This is a genomic window from Aromatoleum toluolicum (assembly GCF_012911005.2).
Lineage (GTDB): Bacteria > Pseudomonadota > Gammaproteobacteria > Burkholderiales > Rhodocyclaceae > Aromatoleum > Aromatoleum toluolicum.
Genome location: NZ_WTVS01000015.1, coordinates 26,713 through 45,452, shown reverse-complemented (window position 1 = coordinate 45,452; position 18,740 = coordinate 26,713). Strand labels below are relative to the sequence as shown.

Here is an 18,740-nt window from a genome sequence, read left to right as displayed (position 1 = left end):
GATGCAAGGCACCGCTTTCGAGGCATTGCTGTCCCAGCATTCGCGGCTGATCGAGATCCGCTCGGCGGTACCGGCGCCACTGCTCGTCGAAAGCATGTCGGGATACGAAGCCGTCAATGCGTTGTTCCGCTTCGATGTCGACTGCATCGCAACGGATGCCTACCTCCCCCTGTCCGAACTGCTCGGCACGCAATTCGCCCTGCGCTTGCGGCTCGCGGACGGCAGCCTGCGTACCTGGCACGGGTACTGTACCCACTCGGCGCCACTCGGGAGTGACGGCGGGCTCGCGCGCTACCGCCTCACGCTCGAACCCTGGCTCGCGCTGTTCGCCCAGGGACGGCGCAGCCGCGTGTATCAGGATCTCGACCTGCGCGGCCTGTGCGACACCTTGTTCGCGGTCTATCGGATGCACGCGAACTGGCGTTTCGATGTCACCCGGACGTTGCGCCGGCGCAGTCTCTGCATCCAGCACCGCGAGAGCGATCTCGACTTTCTCCTGCGACTGCTCGCGGAAGAAGGCATCTCATTCCGCTTCGAGCACGAACAGACTCAGCAAGACGACACCGCCGCCGAACGCGCACGACACTGCCTCGTTCTCTTCGACCACCATGCCGGACCTGCGCCGCGGCCTCAGGACCGCATCCGCTTCCATCGCGCGGACGCAACCGAAATCGACGACACCATCCAGACGCTGGCGGACGAGCATCGGGTCGGCACCAACGCCGTCAACCGCAGCTCCTGGGATTACCGCACACTGGTTGCAACGGCCGCGCAGGCCCGCAGCGGCATCGACGGCGAGCACCTGCCCCCTCTCGAGGAGCATGACGGCAGCGGAGCGTACCGCTACGAGTCGGAAGCTGCAGCCGTCGAGCACGCCGATCTCGCCCTTGCCGGGCATGAGGCGCGCTATCGGCGTCTCAGAGGTGATGGCAGCGTGCGCGACCTGGCCGCCGGCACGCATTTCAAACTGGAAGGCCACGCCCAATTCATCGGCGAGAACGCAAACTTCGCCGTCCTCAGCGTCGAGCACCGGGCCGCGAACAACCTCGGCAGCGGCGCTGCGGCACTCCTGCCGGTCCGAGGCATCGAGCGCGGAAGCTACCGCAACGAATTCGTCCTGCAGCCCTCCGCAGCTCCAATGCTGCCGATGCCGCGCAGGAAACCGGCCGCACAGCCAGAGACCGCCCTCGTGGTTGGCGAGGCCGGCGCCGCGCTGACTACGGATCGCGATCATCGCATCAGGATCCAGTTCCACTGGCAGCGTGGCGAACACCCCAACCCGGGCGGCCTTGCGACGGCGGACCTGGCGAACGGCGACGAAAACGCGCCCGGCGACGAGCGCAGCGGCACCTGGGTGCGCGTCGCCGAATGGCTGTCGGGCCCCGACTGGGGCAGCCACTTCCTGCCGCGAACCGGCACCGAAGTGCTGATCGACTTCATCGATGGCGACATCGATCGCCCGCTCGTCGTCGGACAACTCTACGGCGGCACCGACCTGCCTCCTTTCAGCGCAGGCGAAGCGAGCAGCGCCAACCACCCCGGTGTCATCTCGGGCTGGAACAGCGACACGCACTCAAGCGACGGACAGGGCTTCAACCAATGGCTCGCCGACGATACGCCGGGACAGCTTCGTACACGGCTCGCCAGCAGTCACGCGGCATCCCAGTTGTCACTCGGCCATCTCGTCGAACAGGCGCCACGCAGTGCCACACGCGGCCCGTGGCGCGGCGCCGGCCTGGAGCTGCGCACCGACGGCTGGCTGGCCCTGCGCGCCGGCGAGGGCTTGCTGATCTCGTCCACGGCACGCCCGCAGGGCGCTTCGACCCAGATGGACGTTGCCGAGGCAGTCGGCCAGTTGCGGGGGGCCGAACACACCGCGCGGGCCCTGTCCGACGCCGCGGCGGCGCAGTCGGCCCGCCCGCTTACCGCCAACAGGAACCAGAGCGCCTTTATCGACGCCCTCGACGCGACACGCGAGGGACACTTCACCGGCAGTGCCGGTGGCCAGGATGTCAGGAAGGCCCGACCCGGGAGCCGCGATCCGGACGCCCCTGCGGAACGTTTCCCGCGGCCGTTCATCGTCACCGAAGGACCGGACGACATCGGCCTGTCCACCCCTGCCAGCGCCCTGCACTTCGCTGGCGGAAACCTGCATGCGACGACACAGAAGGACTTTCACGCCGCGGCCGCCCGCAGCTTCAGCGCCACGGTCGGCGCTGGCGCGAGCTGGTTCAGTCATTCCGGCGGAATCAGGAGCATCGCCGCGGCCGGCAGGCAGACGATCCAGGCACACACCGACGCGATGGAGATCCTCGCGGACCAGTCGGTAAGCATCACCAGCTCGAACGACGAGATCCATGTCCTCGCCAAGGACCGCATCGTGCTGCAAGCCGGGCAGTCATCGGTGACGCTGCAGGGCGGGGATATTACCTTCGCCTGCCCGGGGACGTTTTCGGTGAAGGGGGCGGGGCACGCGTTCGAGGGACCGGCGCGGGGGCATGCCAGCCTAGCCCCACTCCCTTCCAGTCAGACCGAAATGCGCGAGTGGATCGAGATCAGCCACTTCGACGCCGAGGGCGAGGCGTTCGTCGGCCAGGGTTACACGATCCACTTCGAGGGCAATCAGGTCATCGACGGAAAACTCGACGGCAATGGATTTGCCCGTCATGAGGGCGTCCCGCGAAACGCTCTGCGCGTCGAATACGAACAACGCACGCCGCTCGCGGAGAAGCCTTGGAGCACACTCCACGATCTGGTCGCGGCGGCTCGAAGCAGGATGGGTTGAGACGGCATGTGGGAAGAACTTGAAAACGCGCTTGCATGGTATGCCGCCGCCGCTGAAAGTGTGGGAGGGCGAAACCGCATCGCAAGTGCTCAGGGACCGCGCGAATAATCCCGTGAAGGCGGATGACAAGGGAAACTATTTCTGGACGGCGGGGGGCGGCCGGCAGATTGTGCTCGACCCTGCCGACCTTGACACGGCCCATCTCGGTAGACGTCAGCCCACCAATTGGGGCTATAGCAATTTCGGCGAACATGTAAATTTGGTCGGTATACCGACGCTCACGAACAACTGGGACAAGTAAAAATGCCCTCTCCCCTGATCCCGCAGGAAATCTACCTGATTGAACGCTACACCAGCGCGGAGTACTTCAAGAAGCTACGCGACGCCTTCGCCGACACGGTGCAAGCGGCCGAGGAAGGCCTGGCCGAATTCGTGCGCACGCTGCCGCCGGACTACCGCCAGCACCCGCGCTGGCAACAGCCTGACATCACCTGGGGTGGCGTGGTGCTACCCAATTTCCGCGACACGCTCCAAGGATTGGAGGAGGCCTATCGTGACCTGCAGCGCGGCGACTCGTCTGCGATTGCCACTGCAGGCGGCGTCAATTCCGCCTTCGCCGGCCAGCGGCGAGACTTTACCTATGACTGGATGCCCGAACACTGCGCATTTCGATTTTGTGAATCCGGAAGAATCGCTTGTCGTTACGCCGGCAACATCGCTTTTAGCGCATTCAAAGGCTGGATCAAGGGTAGCCTCTCCTCCCGCTACAACTCAGACAGTCGCGGCCCGCTGGATGCCCCGCCGTCCTGGCCGATCTACCGGCTCAATCCTGCAGTCCGCGTCGCCACCGACGAAGAGGTCAAGGGCACCGGCGTCTATCTGCCAGACGCCGACGACAGTTGCGCCCAGTTCTTCTGCGCTGGCCACCATGCAACGTCAGCCTCGGTCGGTTACGATCCCGAGACAGGCCAGAACATCGACGAGGTCGACACCGTATGGACACTGGTCGAGCGTGTGGCGGACAGCGGCGACGGCGTGCCCGGTAACGAGGCGTCGAGCGGCGCGGGCGAGCGCCGCCGCCCCAACGTCCCCGCCGGTCAGCCCTGCCCCGAAGCCGGCTGGTGGTTTTCGCCCGCTCAAGTGAACAGCCGGCGGTATTTCAAAGGAGGGGAACTCATGCCGGCGCTCGGGGGCGATTACGGCAACACCTACTGGCAGTGGTCGCCGGATCAGGCGGCGCCGCGACTCTGATCGGTAGTGAATTTGACCCCGTCGCCCTCGGGCATGACCGTAACCCCGACCTTCAACGTGTGCTCGCCGCCGCCCTGGATGACGCCGCGAAGAGGGGATACGTCGCCGAAGTCGCGGCCCCAGGCGAGGACGATGTGGCGTTCGTCGGCGAGGCAGTCGTTGGTGGGGTCGAATTCGATCCAGCCGGCTTCGGGCACGAACACAGCGACCCAGGCGTGGGAGGCGTCGCTGCCTGTCATCCGTGCCTGCCCCGGCAAAGGGTCGGTGCGCAGGTAGCCGGAAACGTAGCGTGCGGCAAGCCCGCGCGAGCGCAGGCAGCCGATCATGAGGTGAGCGAAGTCCTGGCAGACGCCGTGCTTGTTTTCCAGCACCTCGACGACGGAGGTGCCGACTTCGGTGGCGTCCGGGTCGTAACGGAACTCGGCGTGGATACGGCGCATGAGGTCGCGAGCGGCGTCGATCACCGGGCGGCCGGCACCGAACGAGGGAGCGGCGTACTCTTCGAGTTCGCGCTTGACGCGCACGCCGGGCGACTCGAAACGCATGCGCTGGGCGTCGGCCTCGGCTTCGCCGAGCAGGGCGGCGTGGTAATCCAAGGCATCGCGCACCCGCTCCCAAGCGGGGCCGTCGCTCGCCGTGGCGAGCCAGGGGCGGTCGCCGACGGCGACGATCAGTTCGCTCTCGACACGCAGGTGGTCGTGCGGAGCGGCGAATTCGACGCGGTCGACCGGGTTGCCGAACGGGTCTGCACTGCGCATGTGCGTCGTCGGTTCGGGTTCGATGCGCAAGGACTGCCGTTCGAGCGCCTGCCAAGGCAGCGGCTGCGGGACGAGGTGCAGCAGGTGACGGGCGGTCTGCACCGGCTGCTCGTACTGGTATTCGGTGGCGTGCAGGACGTGGTAGCGCATACTCAGGCCGAGAGCACCCGCGCGGCGGGCAGGACGTGGGTGAAGAAGCGTTCGGCGATGCGGTTGGACAGCGTCGCCGAGGCGTCGTGCACGACGCGCAGCAGGCGCGCGAGATCGTTGCAGCCGGCGCAGTTGGCGCAGCGCTGCAGCATGGCGCCGCCGCCCGGGCGACCAGTTTCGAGGTCGTGCAGCGAAAAGGCGTTCAGCGCGGCCACCGCGTCGCGGAACGCGCGGATGCCGTTGCCGCCCGCCGGGGATGCGGCGAATTCGCGCTGCAGCGAGTCGAGGTAGCGCAGCAGCATGTCGGTCTGGAACGCCACCGAATGGGGGTTGTCGGCGTCGAACACAACGAGGTCCAGTGTCGGCAGGATGTCGGGCGTGCGCAGGTAGCGCTGGCGATAGGCTTCGGCGCAGTCGGCCAGCTCCAGCAAGGCATCGACGCCGGCCGGCTGGCCGCCGCAGGCCTCGAGGAAATGCGCGACGATGCGGCTGCGGCATTGCAGGCGCTCGATGCGGCGACCGAGGATCAGGAAGCGCCAGCCGCTGTCGCGCATCATCTCGTCCATCGCGAAACCCGACAGCGAGATGCACGCGAGCAGCACGCGGTCGAGCGTCGAGGGCAGCGTCGCGATGTCTGTCGGGGCGCTGGCCTCGGGGCGCTGCCGGCGCAGGATGTCGTGCAGGCGGTTGAGGGAGTGCCAGTGGTCGAGGGACAGACGGTCGCGCACCTGGGTGGCGGCCCACACAGCGCGGCGCAGGTTGGTGGCGAGGCTGGCGGGGCCGTTGTCGTCGAGCGCGCCGTCGACGAGGCGGCGCGCTACGGAACTGTCTTCCGCGGGCGGGAGCAGGCCGAAGAGCTCACAGTAGCCGACGGCGGTGGCGAGGACGCCCGGCTCGCCGAGGAAATCGTCCCCTGCCCCGCCGAGCGCCGCTTCCCCGGGCTCCGCGGCGCCCGGGGCCGCCTCGCCCTCCTCGTTCAAGCGGTCGCAGGCGAAGCGCAGCAGGCGGGCACTGTTTTCGACACGCTCGGCGTAACGGCCGAGCCAGAAGAGGTTTTCGGCGGTGCGGCTGGCGATCTCGGGGCCGGCACGCACGATGTCGCCGGCCCCGAGTTCGCCCTTGAGCAGGCTGAACTGGCTCACCGGCACCTCGGACAGGACCCAGGTGTCCTTCGACGAGCCACCACGCTGCATGGACAGGATGTCGACATCGCTGCTGCCCGAGACGCGCGTGAGGCCGCCGGGCATTACGCGCCAGCCTTCGGGCGTGGCGACCGCATAGACGCGCACGCCGATCGCGCGCGCGACGAGGCGGCGGTCGAGGGGCGAGCTGCCGGAATCGGGCATCACCGGCGCCTGCGACAGCTCCACCAGTTCCTGGCCGACGTAGGCATGCGGGCGATGGCGCAGGCGTTCGGCCCAGTGCGCGCGCCCGCGGGCGTCCAGATCGCGCCCGAACACCGGCTGCAGGCGTTGCGAGGGATAGGCGGGCTTGATGACGAGTTCGGCGAGATGCTCGACGACGTAGTCGAGCGCAGGGGCCTCGCCGCACCACCAGCTGGCGACGGCGGGCATCGCGAGCGGTTCGTCGAGGAGGTGTTCGGCGAGCTTGGGCAGGAAGGCGAGCAGGCCCGCGGATTCCAGGACGCCGCTGCCCAAGGCATTGGCCAAGAGCACGCGGCCGGCACGCGCCGCCTCGACGAGGCCGGGCACGCCGAGCGTGGATTCGCCGCGTAGTTCGAGCGGGTCGGCGTAGTCGTCGTCGAGCCGGCGCAGGATCACGTGGACGCGCTTGAGTCCGGCGAGCGTCTTCAGATAGACGGAGTCGCCGCGCACCGTGAGGTCCTGGCCTTCGACGAGCGGGAAGCCGAGGTAGCGCGCGAGGTAGGACTGCTCGAAATAGGTCTCGTTGTAGGGCCCGGGGGTGAGCAGGACGACGAAGGGCGTTTCGCCGCGATCGACGGGAGCCCAGCGCGCGAGGCTGTCCTGCAGGTGGCGGAAGAAGTCGGCGAGGTGATGCACGCGCAGGTCGCGGAACAGCTCCGGGAACAGGCGCGAGACGATGAGGCGGTTTTCGAGCGCATAGCCGGCGCCCGAGGGGACCTGCGTACGGTCGGCGATCACCCACCAGCGCCCGTCGGGCGAGCGCGCGAGGTCGGCGGCGTACACGTGCAGGAAGTGGCCCGAGGGCGGGCGCGTGCCCTGGCACGGCCACAGGAAACCGTTGTGGCCGTAGACCAGCGCGGCAGGCAGCGCGCCGCTGCGGATCAGGTTCTGCGGACCGTAGAGGTCGGCCAGCACCTGATCCAGCAGGTCCGCGCGCTGCGCGACGGCGGCGTCGATCTGCGCCCATTCGTCGGCGGGCAGGATGAAGGGCAGCGGATCGAGGGTCCACGGCCGGTCGGTACCCTGCGCATCGGCATAGACGTTGTAGGTGGTGCCGTTCTCGCGGATGCGCTCCGTGACGAAGGCCTGGCGCGCGCGCATCTGCTCGGGCGTCGAGGCGTCGAGCGCCTCGAACAGCGGCTGCCAGTGCGGCCGCAAACGCTCCGCGTCCGCCAGCATTTCATCGTAGCGGCCGGACTGGCGGGCGTAGAGCGAGAGCAGCTGGTGGTGCGGCATCGTCGGTGTCAGGGCGTGGCCTTGGGGACTCCACGCAAGTCTAGCGTGAAGGGGAACTCCGCGTTGCGTCGCACCGGTTCGATATCCACGGTACGGCTGCCCGGCGTGTGGCCCATGCGGAAGAAACGGGCGAGGCGCCGCGATTCGGCTTCGAAGGCATTGACCGGGAAGCTGTCGTAATTGCGCCCCCCGGGGTGGGCGACGTGGTATTGCGCGCCACCGACCGATCGCTTCATCCACGTGTCGATCAGGTCGAACACCAGCGGCGCATCGACACCGATCGTTGGATGCAGGCACGACGCCGGCTGCCACGCGCGATAGCGCACGCCGGCGACCGCCTCGCCGACGGTGCCGGTGGTCTGCAGCGGCAGCGCCGCGCCGTTCACCGCCAGCACGTAGCGGTCCGGCGGCAATCCACTTACCTTCACCTGCAGGCGTTCCAGCGACGAGTCGACGTAGCGCACCGTGCTGCCCGCGCCGCCCTCCTCGCCCATTACGTGCCAGGGTTCGAGCGCGTGGCGCAGCTGGACTTCGATGCCGCGCACGGAAAAATCACCGACCTTGGGGAAGCGGAATTCGAAATGCGGCGCGAACCAGTCGGCCTGGATCGGCAGACCGAACTCGTTGAGCTCGGCGATCACGTCGCCGAAGTCCTGTTCGACGAAGTGCGGCAGCATGAAGCGGTCGTGCAGTTCGGTGCCCCAGCGGACCAGCCGCTGCGGTACGTAAGGCTGCTGCCAGAAGCGCGCGACCAGGCCGCGCAGCAGCAGTTGCTGGGTGAGCGACATGCGCGCGTGCGGCGGCATCTCGAAGGCGCGCAGTTCGAGCAAACCGAGGCGGCCGGTGGGGCCGTCGGGCGAGTACAGCTTGTCGATGCAGAATTCGGCGCGGTGCGTGTTGCCGCTGACGTCGATGAGGAGGTTGCGCAGCAGGCGGTCGACCAGCCACGGCGGGCACTGGCCAGGGCCATGGCTGCCGATCTGGCGCTCCATTTCGCGGAAGGCGAGCTCGATTTCATACACGGAATCGTTGCGGGCCTCGTCGATGCGCGGCGCCTGCGAGGTCGGGCCGATGAAGAGGCCGGAGAACAGGTAGGACAGCGACGGGTGGTTGTGCCAATAGGCGATCAGGCTGCGCAGCAGGTCGGGCCGGCGCAGGAAGGGCGAATCGACCGGGGTCGCCCCGCCGAGCACGAAGTGGTTGCCGCCGCCGGTGCCGCTGTGACGACCGTCGAGCATGAACTTCTCGGTCAACAGGCGCGACTCGCGCGCGGCCTCGTACAGGTGTGTGGTGCGGTCGACGAGTTCGTCCCAGCTGTGCGCGGGATGAATGTTGACCTCGATGACGCCGGGGTCGGGGGTGATGCGGAAATGTTCGAGGCGCGGGTCGGATGGCGGCTCGTAGCCTTCGAGGATCACCGGCTGGCCGAGCGCTGCGGCGGTGGACTCGACCGCGGCGACGATCGCGAGGTAGTCGTCGAGCGCAACGGTCGGCGGCATGAAGATGTAGAGCGTGCCTTCGCGGGCCTGTGCGCACATCGCGGTACGCGTGATCGCGGCGGCCGACTCGCCCCGCTGTGGCGCGCTCGCTGCCAGCGCGGCGTCGCTCGCGAAGCGGTCTGCAGCGGTCGCCCCCCCCTCGGGCTCCCCGCGCAACTGGCGGCGCAGTTCGGCGTGCTGCGGCAGCGGCGGAAACGCCTGGCAGGGGTCGGGCTGGTGCACGTAGGGATAGTCGCCCTTGCTGACCCACGGCTGCGCGTCGAGCGGCAGCCGGTAGCCGAGCGGCGAGTCGCCCGGGATCAGGTAGCAGCGATCCCCGCGCAGGAACCACGACCCGGACGTCCAGCGCCCGGCGGCATCACGGGCGACCGGCAGCACGGCCCCTACGGCGTTCGGCAGGCCGTGCGAGAACACGCGCAGCAGCCGTTCGCGCTCGAGCGAGTCGTCGAGCCGCGCGTCGAAGGGATCGACGTTGACGGGCAGGCGGCGTTCGCGCCACAGGTAGTAGAAGACATCCTCGAACGCATCGAAGACGTGCTTGGAGTCGAGCCCGAGCCGCTCGGCGACGCCGCACAGGAAGCGGTTCGCGACACGCTCGTCGGCACTGCCGGGATGGCCCTCGTCGGCATACAGCGCCGCGTCGCGCCACATCGGCTCGCCGTCGCGCCGCCAGAACGCGTTGAGCGACCAGCGCGGAAGCTGCTCGCCGGGGTACCACTTGCCCTGGCCGAAGTGCATCAGGCCCTGCGCGCCGTATTTCTCGCGCAGCCTGTGGTAGAGGTCGCTGGCGAGCAGGCGCTTGGTCGGGCCCAACGCGGTCGTGTTCCATTCGTCGCCGTCGGGGTCGTCGATCGACACGAAAGTCGGCTCGCCCCCCATCGTCAGGCGCACATCGTGGGCGTCGAGTTGCTTGTCGATCGCATGGCCCAGCGCCTCGATCGCGGCCCACTGCTCTTCCGTATAGGGCTTGGTGACGCGCGGCGCCTCCCAGATGCGCTCGACCTTCATCGCATGCGAAAAGTCGCACGCACAGTCCTCGACCAGTCCGCTGATCGGCGCGGCCGAAGACGGTTCCGGACTGCACGCGAGCGGGATGTGGCCTTCGCCCGCGAAGAGCCCCGAGGTCGGGTCGAGTCCGATCCAGCCGGCGCCCGGCAGATAGACCTCGCACCATGCGTGCAGGTCGGTGAAGTCGGCCTCCGGGCCGCTGGGGCCGTCGAGCGACTTGACGTCGGCGGTGAGCTGGATGAGGTAGCCGGAGACGAAGCGCGCCGCCAGCCCGAGGTGCCGCAGGAGCTGCACCAGCAGCCAGGCCGAGTCGCGGCACGACCCGCTGCGGTTTTCGAGCGTTTCCTCCGGGGTCTGCACGCCCGGCTCGAGCCGGATCAGGTAGCCGATGTCCTGCTGCAGCCTGGCGTTGAGATCGACGAGGAAGTCGATCGTGCGCCGCTTCTCGCGCGAGATCCCAGCGAGGTAGGCAGCGAAGTGCTCGCCCAGCCCCTGGCCGACGCTCATCCTGTGCAGATACGGGGCCAGTTCGATGCGCTGTTCGGCGTTATAGGCGAGCGGGTAATTCTCCGCGTCGGGTTCGAGGAAGAAGTCGAAGGGATTGTGGACCGCCATCTCGGCGACAAGGTCGACCTCGACGCGGAATTCCTGCGTCTTGTCGGGAAAGACGAGGCGCGCGAGGTAGTTGCTCTGCGGATCCTGCTGCCAGTTGATGAAGTGCGCGGCAGGCAGCACCTTCAACGAATACGACAGGATGCGCGTGCGGCTGTGCGGACAGGGTCGCAGGCGCACGACCTGCGGCCCGAGGCTGACCGGACGGTCGTACTTGTAGTGGGTGACGTGATTGAGCGCGACGTGGATCGACAAGATTCTTCTCCGCAATCAGTGGGGGCGCCGGGGCCACAGGCCCGTGGCGACGCTGGGGATGTTTTTCACTGCTTGTTCGGTGCGGCGCGACGACGTCAGATCCAGTCGGGACTCGGCAGCTCGGCGAAGGCCTCGCGCAGCCGCTCGCCCCACTGGCTGCGAACCTGCGCGTAGTAGGCGTTGTCCTGATTGATCGAGATGTGCGACTTGATCGCCAGCGCGTCGCGCTCGATGACGCACAGGTCAAGTGGCAGGCCGACCGAGAGGTTCGAGCGGATCGTCGAATCCATCGACACCAGCGCGCACTTGGCGGCATCGGACAGCGACGACCCGTAGCGCACGATGCGGTCGATGATCGGCTTGCCGTACTTCGATTCGCCGATCTGGATGTAGGGCGTGTCCTCGGTCGTCTCGATGAAATTGCCCGCCGAATAGATATTGAACAGGCGCGGCGCCTCGCCGAAGATCTGGCCGCCGACGATGAGCGAGGCGTTGAATTCCACACCGAATTCGTTCATCGCCTCCGCGTCGCGGCGGTGCACCTCGCGCACGACTTCGCCGACATGGCGTGCGACCTCGAACATGTTGGGTGCATTGAAGAGGTTCGGCGCGTCGGGGATGGTCAGCCGTTCATTCAGGATATTGACCACCGATTGGCTGACCGACAGATTGCCGGCGGTGAGCATCACGATGACGCGCTCGCCCTGCCGCTGCCAGATGCGCATCTTGCGGAAGGTATTGATATGATCGACGCCCGCATTGGTGCGCGAGTCCGACAGGAATACGAGCCCCGTTTCGAGGCGCATGGCGACGCAGTAGGTCATGGCGATTGCTCGGAAGGTCCCGCGGTTATCGGGCGACGGCCGCGGCGGTTCGCACGGGTCATGTGTTCTCCGCCTCACGCGCCGACAAGAAAGTCCTCGCTGATTCGCGCACCCAGGTCACCAATCGAATTGATGAAGTCTTCGAGCCAGGCATGCAGACCGCGCGCAAAGATGTCGTCCATGCGCCCGTAACGCAGCGTCGCGAACAGTTGCCCGGCACGCCGCACAGTCTCGTCGGAGCGGCTGTTGCGCACCTTCTCGAGGATCCTGACGATCCCCTCCATGCACGAATGCAGCGCACGCGGCAGGTCTTCGCGCAGGATCAGCAGCTCGGCGACGCGCTCGGGCGTGATCACGTCGCGATAGACCTTGCGATACACCTCGAAGGCCGACACCGAGCGTAGCAGCGCGCCCCAGTGGTAGAAATCGTTGGCATCGACGAGGTCGTCCCCCTGACTCTGCTGCGCGCCCGCGAGGCTGTGGTACTTCACGTCGAGGATGCGTGCGGTATTGTCGGCGCGCTCGAGCAGGGCCCCCAGGCGGATGAACTGGAAGGCCTCGTCGCGCAGCATCGTGCCGAACATTGCCCCGCGCAGCAGCGAGGCGCGCTGCTTCACCCAATCGAAAAAGGCCGCGACTCCGCCCGCGTAGATCTCGTCGAAGCTCTGGTCGCGCAGCTGCAACCAGGTCTCGTTGATCGTCTCCCACATCTCCGCGGTCAGCGTGCCGCGCACCGCGTGGGCATTTTCGCGCGCCGCACGCAGGCAACTGTAAATCGATGACGGATGCGTCTCGTCGCGCACCATGAAGTGCAGCACCTGCGATGCGGTGACCTCGTCGTGGCGCTTCGAGTACGCCAATTCGAGACTGTTCAGCGCGATGATCGCATTCCAGCTGTTGCGCTCGGTCTCCGGGTCGTGCGGGACCAGCGACATCTGGTAGGTCACGTCCAGCAGGCGCGCAAGGTTCTCGGCGCGTTCGGAATAACGCGCCATCCAGTAGAGATGATCGGCGGTGCGGCTCAGCATGATTCGGGCTCCGATGCGGCGGCGGTGATCTTCATGCGCGGGCGGACGGGTTCAGCGGTGCGGCTCGGCATGGCCGTTCTCCAGCACCCAGGTATCCTTCGTCCCCCCGCCTTGCGAGGAATTGACCACCAGCGAGCCCTCGCGCAGCGCGACCCGCGTCAGCCCCCCCGGCACCAGCGAAACCTCCTTGCCAGACAGCACGAAGGGCCGCAGATCGATGTGCCGCGGCGCGATGCCGCTTTCCACGTAGGTCGGGCAGGTCGACAGCGCCAGCGTCGGCTGCGCGATGTACTTGTCCGGATGGGCGACCAGCACCGCACGGAATTGCTCGATCTCGGCCTTGGACGCGCCCGGCCCGACCAGCATCCCGTAGCCGCCCGCGCCATGCACCTCCTTGACAACCAGTTCGGGCAGATGGTCAAGCACGTAGCGCAGGTCATCCTTGTCACGGCAACGCCAGGTCGGCACGTTGTTGAGAATCGGCTCCTCGCCCAGATAGAAGCGCACCATCTCACCCACGTAGGGGTAGATCGACTTGTCGTCGGCCACCCCCGTGCCGATCGCATTGCACAGCGTCACGCGCCCCGCGCGGTAGGCCTTCAGCAAGCCCGGCACGCCCAGCATCGAATCGGCACGGAAGACCTGCGGATCGAGGAAATCGTCGTCGATGCGGCGGTAGATCACGTCGACGCGCTTCGGTCCACGCGTCGTGCGCATATAGACCGCGTCGTGATCGATGAAGAGGTCGCGTCCCTCGACCAGCTCGACGCCCATCTGCTGCGCCAGGAAGGAGTGCTCGAAATAGGCCGAATTGAATGCGCCCGGCGTCATCACGACCACGGTCGGGTCATCGACCCCGGCCGGCGCCACCGCACGCAGCGTTTCCAGCAACAGGTCGGGGTAATGCTCGACCGGCGCGATCTTCTGGTGCGCGAACAGTTCGGGGAACAGGCGCATCATCATCTTGCGATTCTCGAGCATGTAGGACACGCCCGAAGGTACGCGCAGGTTGTCCTCCAGCACGTAGAACTCCCCAGCCCCCGCGCGCACGACGTCCACACCCGCGATGTGCGCATAGATGCCGTTGGGCACCTTGAAGCCCCTCATCTCCGGACGGAACTGCGCGTTGTCGAGCACCTCCTCGGCCGGAATCCTCCCGGCGCGCAGGATGTCCTGGCCGTTGTAGATGTCGTCGAGGAACATGTTCAGCGCCTTCACGCGCTGCTTGAGTCCCGCGCGCAGCGTCTTCCACTCCGCGTTCGGGATGATGCGCGGGATGGTGTCGAAGGGAATCAACCGCTCGGTGCCGGCTTCTTCGCCGTATACCGCGAAGGTGATGCCCAGTCGGCGAAACGCGAGATCCGCCTCGGCCCGCTTGCGCACCATCACGTCCGGCGACAACCCGCGCGCCCAGGTTTCGAACGGACCATAGTGCGGGCGCGTCTTCGCGTCCGCGTCGTGCATTTCGTCGAAAAACAGCGTCGTCATGATGATTCGATCCGGAAGCGATTCATCGGACATCAGCGAAGACCATGCCAGGGTGAAATTCCCCACAAGAAACGCACCATTCCATGCGGATCTCGCGAATTCCGCACGAAATCGCACCGCATCGGTGCGACGGCCGCCCAATCAATGTGCATCGGCGTGCAATGCACCACTATGCGGCCCGCCGCAGCCCGGACCGCTCCCCCACGGGTGGGTAGACTTTATCGTAGAAAAGAAATGCCCGCCCTGCGCCCCACATTTGAGCGACGGCACGCCGGCCGGCCCGAAATCGCTTCAACCGTCGCCCGCGCCGGCATGTTCTGCGGGGTCGTAGGGCACGACATTCTCCTGTTCCGCAGGATCGTTGCGCGCGACGATCGCCCGCGCAGGATCGGTGTCGCTGAGATTGAAGGCCTGGTGCGGGACGTCGGGCGGGATGAACAGGAATTCCCCTGCGCTGCTCACGACCCGTTCGCGCAACCCGGGCCCGAAGCGCGTCTCGACGCGACCTTCGAGCACATAGATCGCGGTCTCATAACCGCGATGCCGATGCGGCGCCGCAACCCCGCCCGGCGGAATGACCACCAAGTGCATGGACAGCCCCCGGCTGCCGACCGTCTCGCCAGAAATCCCGACGAAATACGGCAGGCGCTGCCGCGTGAGGATTTCGCGGTCGGGCCGCAGGGCGACCACCGTGGGTGAAGGATCGGAGGCTGGTGTCGGCATGCTGCATCTCCACCTCAAACGGCACGGCGACGACACGACCGCACCCGACTCAGCCTAGACCGCCGATCCGCCGCTGTCGAGACGGCTCATCCTGCCCGCCGAACCTCCGTCGGCCGCACGGACTCAGGGCCGGGCTCACTCGCCGGCGAGCTCCGGATATTCCTGCCGCAGCGTGTCGCCGTCGCGTTGCCACACGCGGCACCCGCCGACGAAGGCCAACGCGCGCGAATCCGGCCAGCGCCGCGGGTCCGGGTCGATGGCGACCTGGCGCGCCACGCGGTCGGGCCACGAGGCCTGCGTGTAAGTGTTGCCGACCTGCGTGATGAGGTCGGTGAGATGCGCGCAGCCGTGTTCGCTGCCGATGCGCTCGCGAATCTGCCGCCCGAAGCCCGGCCCGATCTGCAGCCCGATCAGGCGGCGGTAGGCATCCACCGCTTCGCCACACCCGGTCCACGGCGTCGCCTGCATCGCGGCCCGTACGTCGAGAATCGTGAAATTGTCGTCGATCAGGAAATCGATGCCCATGTGATGCATGAATTCACCGGCGCGCACCGGCGCGCGCGAACGGAACCGGACGTCCTCGCCCTTCTCGTCGACCACCGTCGCCTCGATTTCCCACAGGCCATCCTTGCGCCGGAAGGCGCGGCACGTGATCTGGCGCGTATGCGTGAGCTCGCGCTCGCTGTCTCCAAACATCTGGTTCCCCTTCCGAATCGGTGATCATCGTCGCCCGGTGATGACGAACGACCCAATGGTAACGTCTGTCGGGTCGGGGGAACCTCAGACGCTGGGCAGACCCGTCGCTCGACCGACCGCTCCGCGCGAAACGCGGCCCGATGACTCAGGCGCACCATCAGATACTGGCAACCAAGGGACCTGCGATGGGGGCAAATACTCTCTGCCAGGGCGTCCGTTCCATGCGGTGCACCAGCATTTGTGCGCGACTGGCGTCGCCGCGCACAGACACCGGTCACGTTTGGAAAAGCATCATCAGAAGAATCGATACGTGTAATCGAGATACACGCGATGGTCGGTATTGTCCTGCAGGACGCCATCCAATCGACCGGTCTTGTCGGAATTGTATTCGAGGTACCGATAACGGAGACTCAAACCCTTAAGCAGCGGGATCTGGTAGCGCAGATCAACTTCCAGTTCGCTCTCGTCGGCCTCGCCACGCCAGGACACGTGACTGTTCGTGGCCCCGGTACCCTGCTTGTACTTCACGGTTGTCTTGAGTCCCTTGATGTAGTCCTTCCAGTCGTATCCAGCGCGAACCATCCAGACGGTCTCGTTGTTGTTCGTCATGTCGGCGAGCACGCCCCCTGTAGGGAAGGGATGTGTCCCGTGGTCACCAGTAAAATTGTCCTCGATCCACGCGCCGTCGAATTTTGCGACTGCCGCGCCAAGGGATACATTACCGAATGTCCAGTCGGCATCGAGATACATGCCCTTGCCGTCATTGTCGCTACGCGTGACGCCGGCGATGGAGCCGGGCACGTCCTCATCATCGAGTTCCGCGCCTTCCGCTCCAGTAACGAACAGCTTGCCGGCATCTCGTGAGGTATGAACGCCAGCGGTGATCTTGACCTTATTCGCCTTGGCCAAGTCGAACGTGTAAGAACCAACTAACCCCAATTTGGACAAGAAATCCTTCGAATTGAGGTACTCCAGCTGAACATTCACTGGACCCTGCGTGTAATTCAGACCCAACACCCCGACAAAATCGATATCGCCTTCATCGGAACGATCGGTCGCGAATTTTTCGAAACCGTCATCGGCGCGGCGCGACCACTCGTCATAGTATGCCCCATAGATCGCCAGTCCCTTTACAGGCCTGAATTCGCCGCTTGCTCCCGAGTAGGTATTTGGCACGGCGCGGCTGGTTGAACTGCCCAGCAGCAGGCTGTCATGCAGTTGGCGACCGACCTTCATGTCCCCAAAATCGCCGAATTTGAGCTTAACGAAGGCTTGCGCGATCTTGCCGAACGACTCGTGAAAGCTCCCGTCGTTGTCGGCCTTCAGAACGTCGGAACGCACGTCTCCGCTTGCATCGAGCTTCGTCACGCTGTAGCCGGACAGACCGATCCCGATCATGTCGGAAAATAGCGGCGATTCGTAGTTGAGCTGCAGGCCGAGTGCCGACTGCGAGCGGTCATTGGCCGAGTTCTCGAACTCGCGGTCGAAATAGATTCCGCGTGCCTTCAACTCGAGCTTGTGCCCCTGCCCGATGTCCGCCGCCGACACGCAGGGCACGAAGGCGGCGGCGATCAGGCCAGCCAGCACGCCTGTAGTTAGTTTCCTCTCCATCAATTTCTCCTTGGTTGATTCGCTGTCGCACCAGACGCGAAATGCAGATTGACGTCGCGACGAGACCCCTCTTCTTGGGGGTGAATCTCTGTGGTCGCCGAACGCAGGCCAAGTATGGGAGCCCTGTTTAATTGCGTGAAATGCAAAACTAAGTTCGATAGTTGCTGCTTACGCATAACTACGAGCAAGCTCCTCCGCCTCCGTATATGCGCCGCTGAGCTAGCTGATCCTTTACGCGGCGCGCCCGGGATCGCTTAGCGGCACGTGAACGGCCCCCCTGAACAAGGGACGAGCGGTGCGAATCAGACCTGCGGAAATGATGTCGGGGATCGCACCACCCAAGTCCGCGGAGAGTTGCAGACGTATTTCAAGCGTCCCGGCGGGCTGTTCAATGCAAACCAGCAAAGGATCCTCGGCCTTTGGGCGGGCCAACTTATGCACTACGGTGCCCGGAATGATGGTCGCGGCTGCAAGGCACAGGGCTCCCGTCACGGCATACGCGGAATGGCAGTTCCAAGGAGTGAAGTAGCGGGATGCGATTACCCCCCGACCCTGCGGCGACGCTACCAAGGCGATCTTGGGCAGGACCTTGCCGCGCACGTCGCCCAACCCCGCCTGCAGTGCGATCTGGAGTCGAACCGACTCCAGGCGACTCTTCAACTTGCTGTCGGCATCGAGTTCGGCCTTCGTCTCATGACCGGTCTTTCCCATCGCTTGCGCAGGTACGAAGACGAGCGGAGTTGAAAAATCGATGCAGGACACCTCGATCCCATCGATGACATCGACGAGCCTTCCAGTGGGCAGGAGCCTGCCCGTTTTAGCGCCAGCCGCGTCGCGGAAGTTGAGCTGAATTGGCGCTCCACTGCCTGGGACGCCGTCGATCCGCGCGAGGCCGTCATAGGTCACCGACCCGCCGGGCGTCTGGATAACCGCCTCGACGACCTTGCCGGTATTCACGTTGAAGATATTCAGGGTCGTGACGGGGTCTGTCGCAGCAACCAGTCCGTTCTCTATTGCGAACGGCCCGACGCCAGCAAGCATGTTGCCGCAGTTGGGTGTCGTATCGACGGTCTCCGTCTCCACCGACACTTGGGCGAAAAGGTACTCGATGTCGATTCCGGGGCGGCTTGACGGGCTGACGATCACCACCTTGCTTGTCAGCGTGTCGCCGCCACCGATGCCGTCAATCTGCCGCGCATGGGGCGAACCCATTGCCGCAAGCAGTACCCGGTTACGCTCGGCCGGATCGGAAGGAAGATCCGTGGCATGGAAATATGGCCCCTTCGACGTACCTCCGCGCATGAGCGTGCAGGGAATACTCAACAGCATGGCGATGCTCCTCCGTCTCAACGATGAGGTCATTGTGAGGTTGGGAGGATGATCCGTGAAATGCAATAATCGCTTTTAATATTGCTGTTTACGCATTACTAA

General features: G+C 65.8%; 13 protein-coding genes. 3 read left to right on the top strand and 10 right to left on the bottom strand.

Annotation, left to right across the window (positions count from 1 at the left end; genetic code table 11):
- The first annotated feature begins 1 nt into the window (after position 1).
- Genes GPA27_RS09070 through GPA27_RS09060 form a run of 3 tightly spaced genes read left to right on the top strand, consistent with a single transcriptional unit; the run spans position 2 to position 4,036 of the window.
- Positions 2-2,785, top strand: a complete 2,784-nt coding sequence (locus GPA27_RS09070) for a type VI secretion system Vgr family protein (RefSeq protein WP_246261007.1) — start codon at positions 2-4, stop codon at positions 2,783-2,785.
- 19 nt (positions 2,786-2,804) lie between these two features.
- On the top strand, positions 2,805-3,086 hold the full coding sequence (locus GPA27_RS09065) for a hypothetical protein (protein ID WP_169139685.1): 282 nt from the start codon (positions 2,805-2,807) through the stop codon (positions 3,084-3,086).
- Positions 3,087-3,088: 2 nt separating this feature from the next.
- Positions 3,089-4,036: a hypothetical protein gene (locus GPA27_RS09060; RefSeq protein WP_169139683.1), complete on the top strand. Its 948-nt coding sequence runs from the start codon at positions 3,089-3,091 to the stop codon at positions 4,034-4,036.
- On the opposite strand, the gene GPA27_RS09055 is transcribed toward GPA27_RS09060, so the two are convergent.
- From GPA27_RS09055 to GPA27_RS09010, 10 genes are all read right to left on the bottom strand, one after another.
- On the bottom strand, positions 4,015-4,944 hold the full coding sequence (locus GPA27_RS09055) for a transglutaminase family protein (RefSeq protein WP_169139681.1): 930 nt from the start codon (positions 4,942-4,944) through the stop codon (positions 4,015-4,017). The genes GPA27_RS09060 and GPA27_RS09055 overlap by 22 nt on opposite strands.
- A 2-nt stretch (positions 4,945-4,946) precedes the next feature.
- Positions 4,947-7,565: a circularly permuted type 2 ATP-grasp protein gene (locus GPA27_RS09050; protein ID WP_169139679.1), complete on the bottom strand. Its 2,619-nt coding sequence runs from the start codon at positions 7,563-7,565 to the stop codon at positions 4,947-4,949.
- Positions 7,566-7,573: 8 nt separating this feature from the next.
- Positions 7,574-10,939, bottom strand: a complete 3,366-nt coding sequence (locus GPA27_RS09045) for a transglutaminase family protein (protein WP_169139677.1) — start codon at positions 10,937-10,939, stop codon at positions 7,574-7,576.
- 95 nt (positions 10,940-11,034) lie between these two features.
- A complete protein-coding gene (locus GPA27_RS09040; RefSeq protein WP_169139675.1) occupies positions 11,035-11,763 on the bottom strand; it encodes a proteasome-type protease in 729 nt (242 codons plus the stop codon).
- Between the two features lie 74 nt (positions 11,764-11,837).
- Positions 11,838-12,791 (bottom strand): alpha-E domain-containing protein, encoded by a 954-nt coding sequence (locus tag GPA27_RS09035; protein WP_169139673.1) that lies wholly within the window; start codon positions 12,789-12,791, stop codon positions 11,838-11,840.
- A gap of 51 nt (positions 12,792-12,842) precedes the next feature.
- Positions 12,843-14,279 carry a circularly permuted type 2 ATP-grasp protein gene (locus GPA27_RS09030; protein ID WP_169139671.1) on the bottom strand — a complete coding sequence of 479 codons (1,437 nt, stop codon included), beginning with the start codon at positions 14,277-14,279 and terminating at the stop codon, positions 12,843-12,845.
- A gap of 291 nt (positions 14,280-14,570) precedes the next feature.
- The gene (locus GPA27_RS09025) at positions 14,571-15,002 is read right to left on the bottom strand and encodes a cupin domain-containing protein (protein ID WP_169139669.1); all 432 of its coding nucleotides are present in this window, start codon (positions 15,000-15,002) and stop codon (positions 14,571-14,573) included.
- Between the two features lie 135 nt (positions 15,003-15,137).
- Positions 15,138-15,698, bottom strand: a complete 561-nt coding sequence (locus GPA27_RS09020; protein ID WP_169139667.1) for a DUF2889 domain-containing protein — start codon at positions 15,696-15,698, stop codon at positions 15,138-15,140.
- 294 nt (positions 15,699-15,992) lie between these two features.
- A complete protein-coding gene (locus tag GPA27_RS09015; protein ID WP_169139665.1) occupies positions 15,993-17,309 on the bottom strand; it encodes an OprD family outer membrane porin in 1,317 nt (438 codons plus the stop codon).
- Positions 17,310-17,540: 231 nt separating this feature from the next.
- Positions 17,541-18,638, bottom strand: a complete 1,098-nt coding sequence (locus GPA27_RS09010; RefSeq protein WP_169139663.1) for a 4-oxalomesaconate tautomerase — start codon at positions 18,636-18,638, stop codon at positions 17,541-17,543.
- Positions 18,639-18,740: the final 102 nt, after the last annotated feature.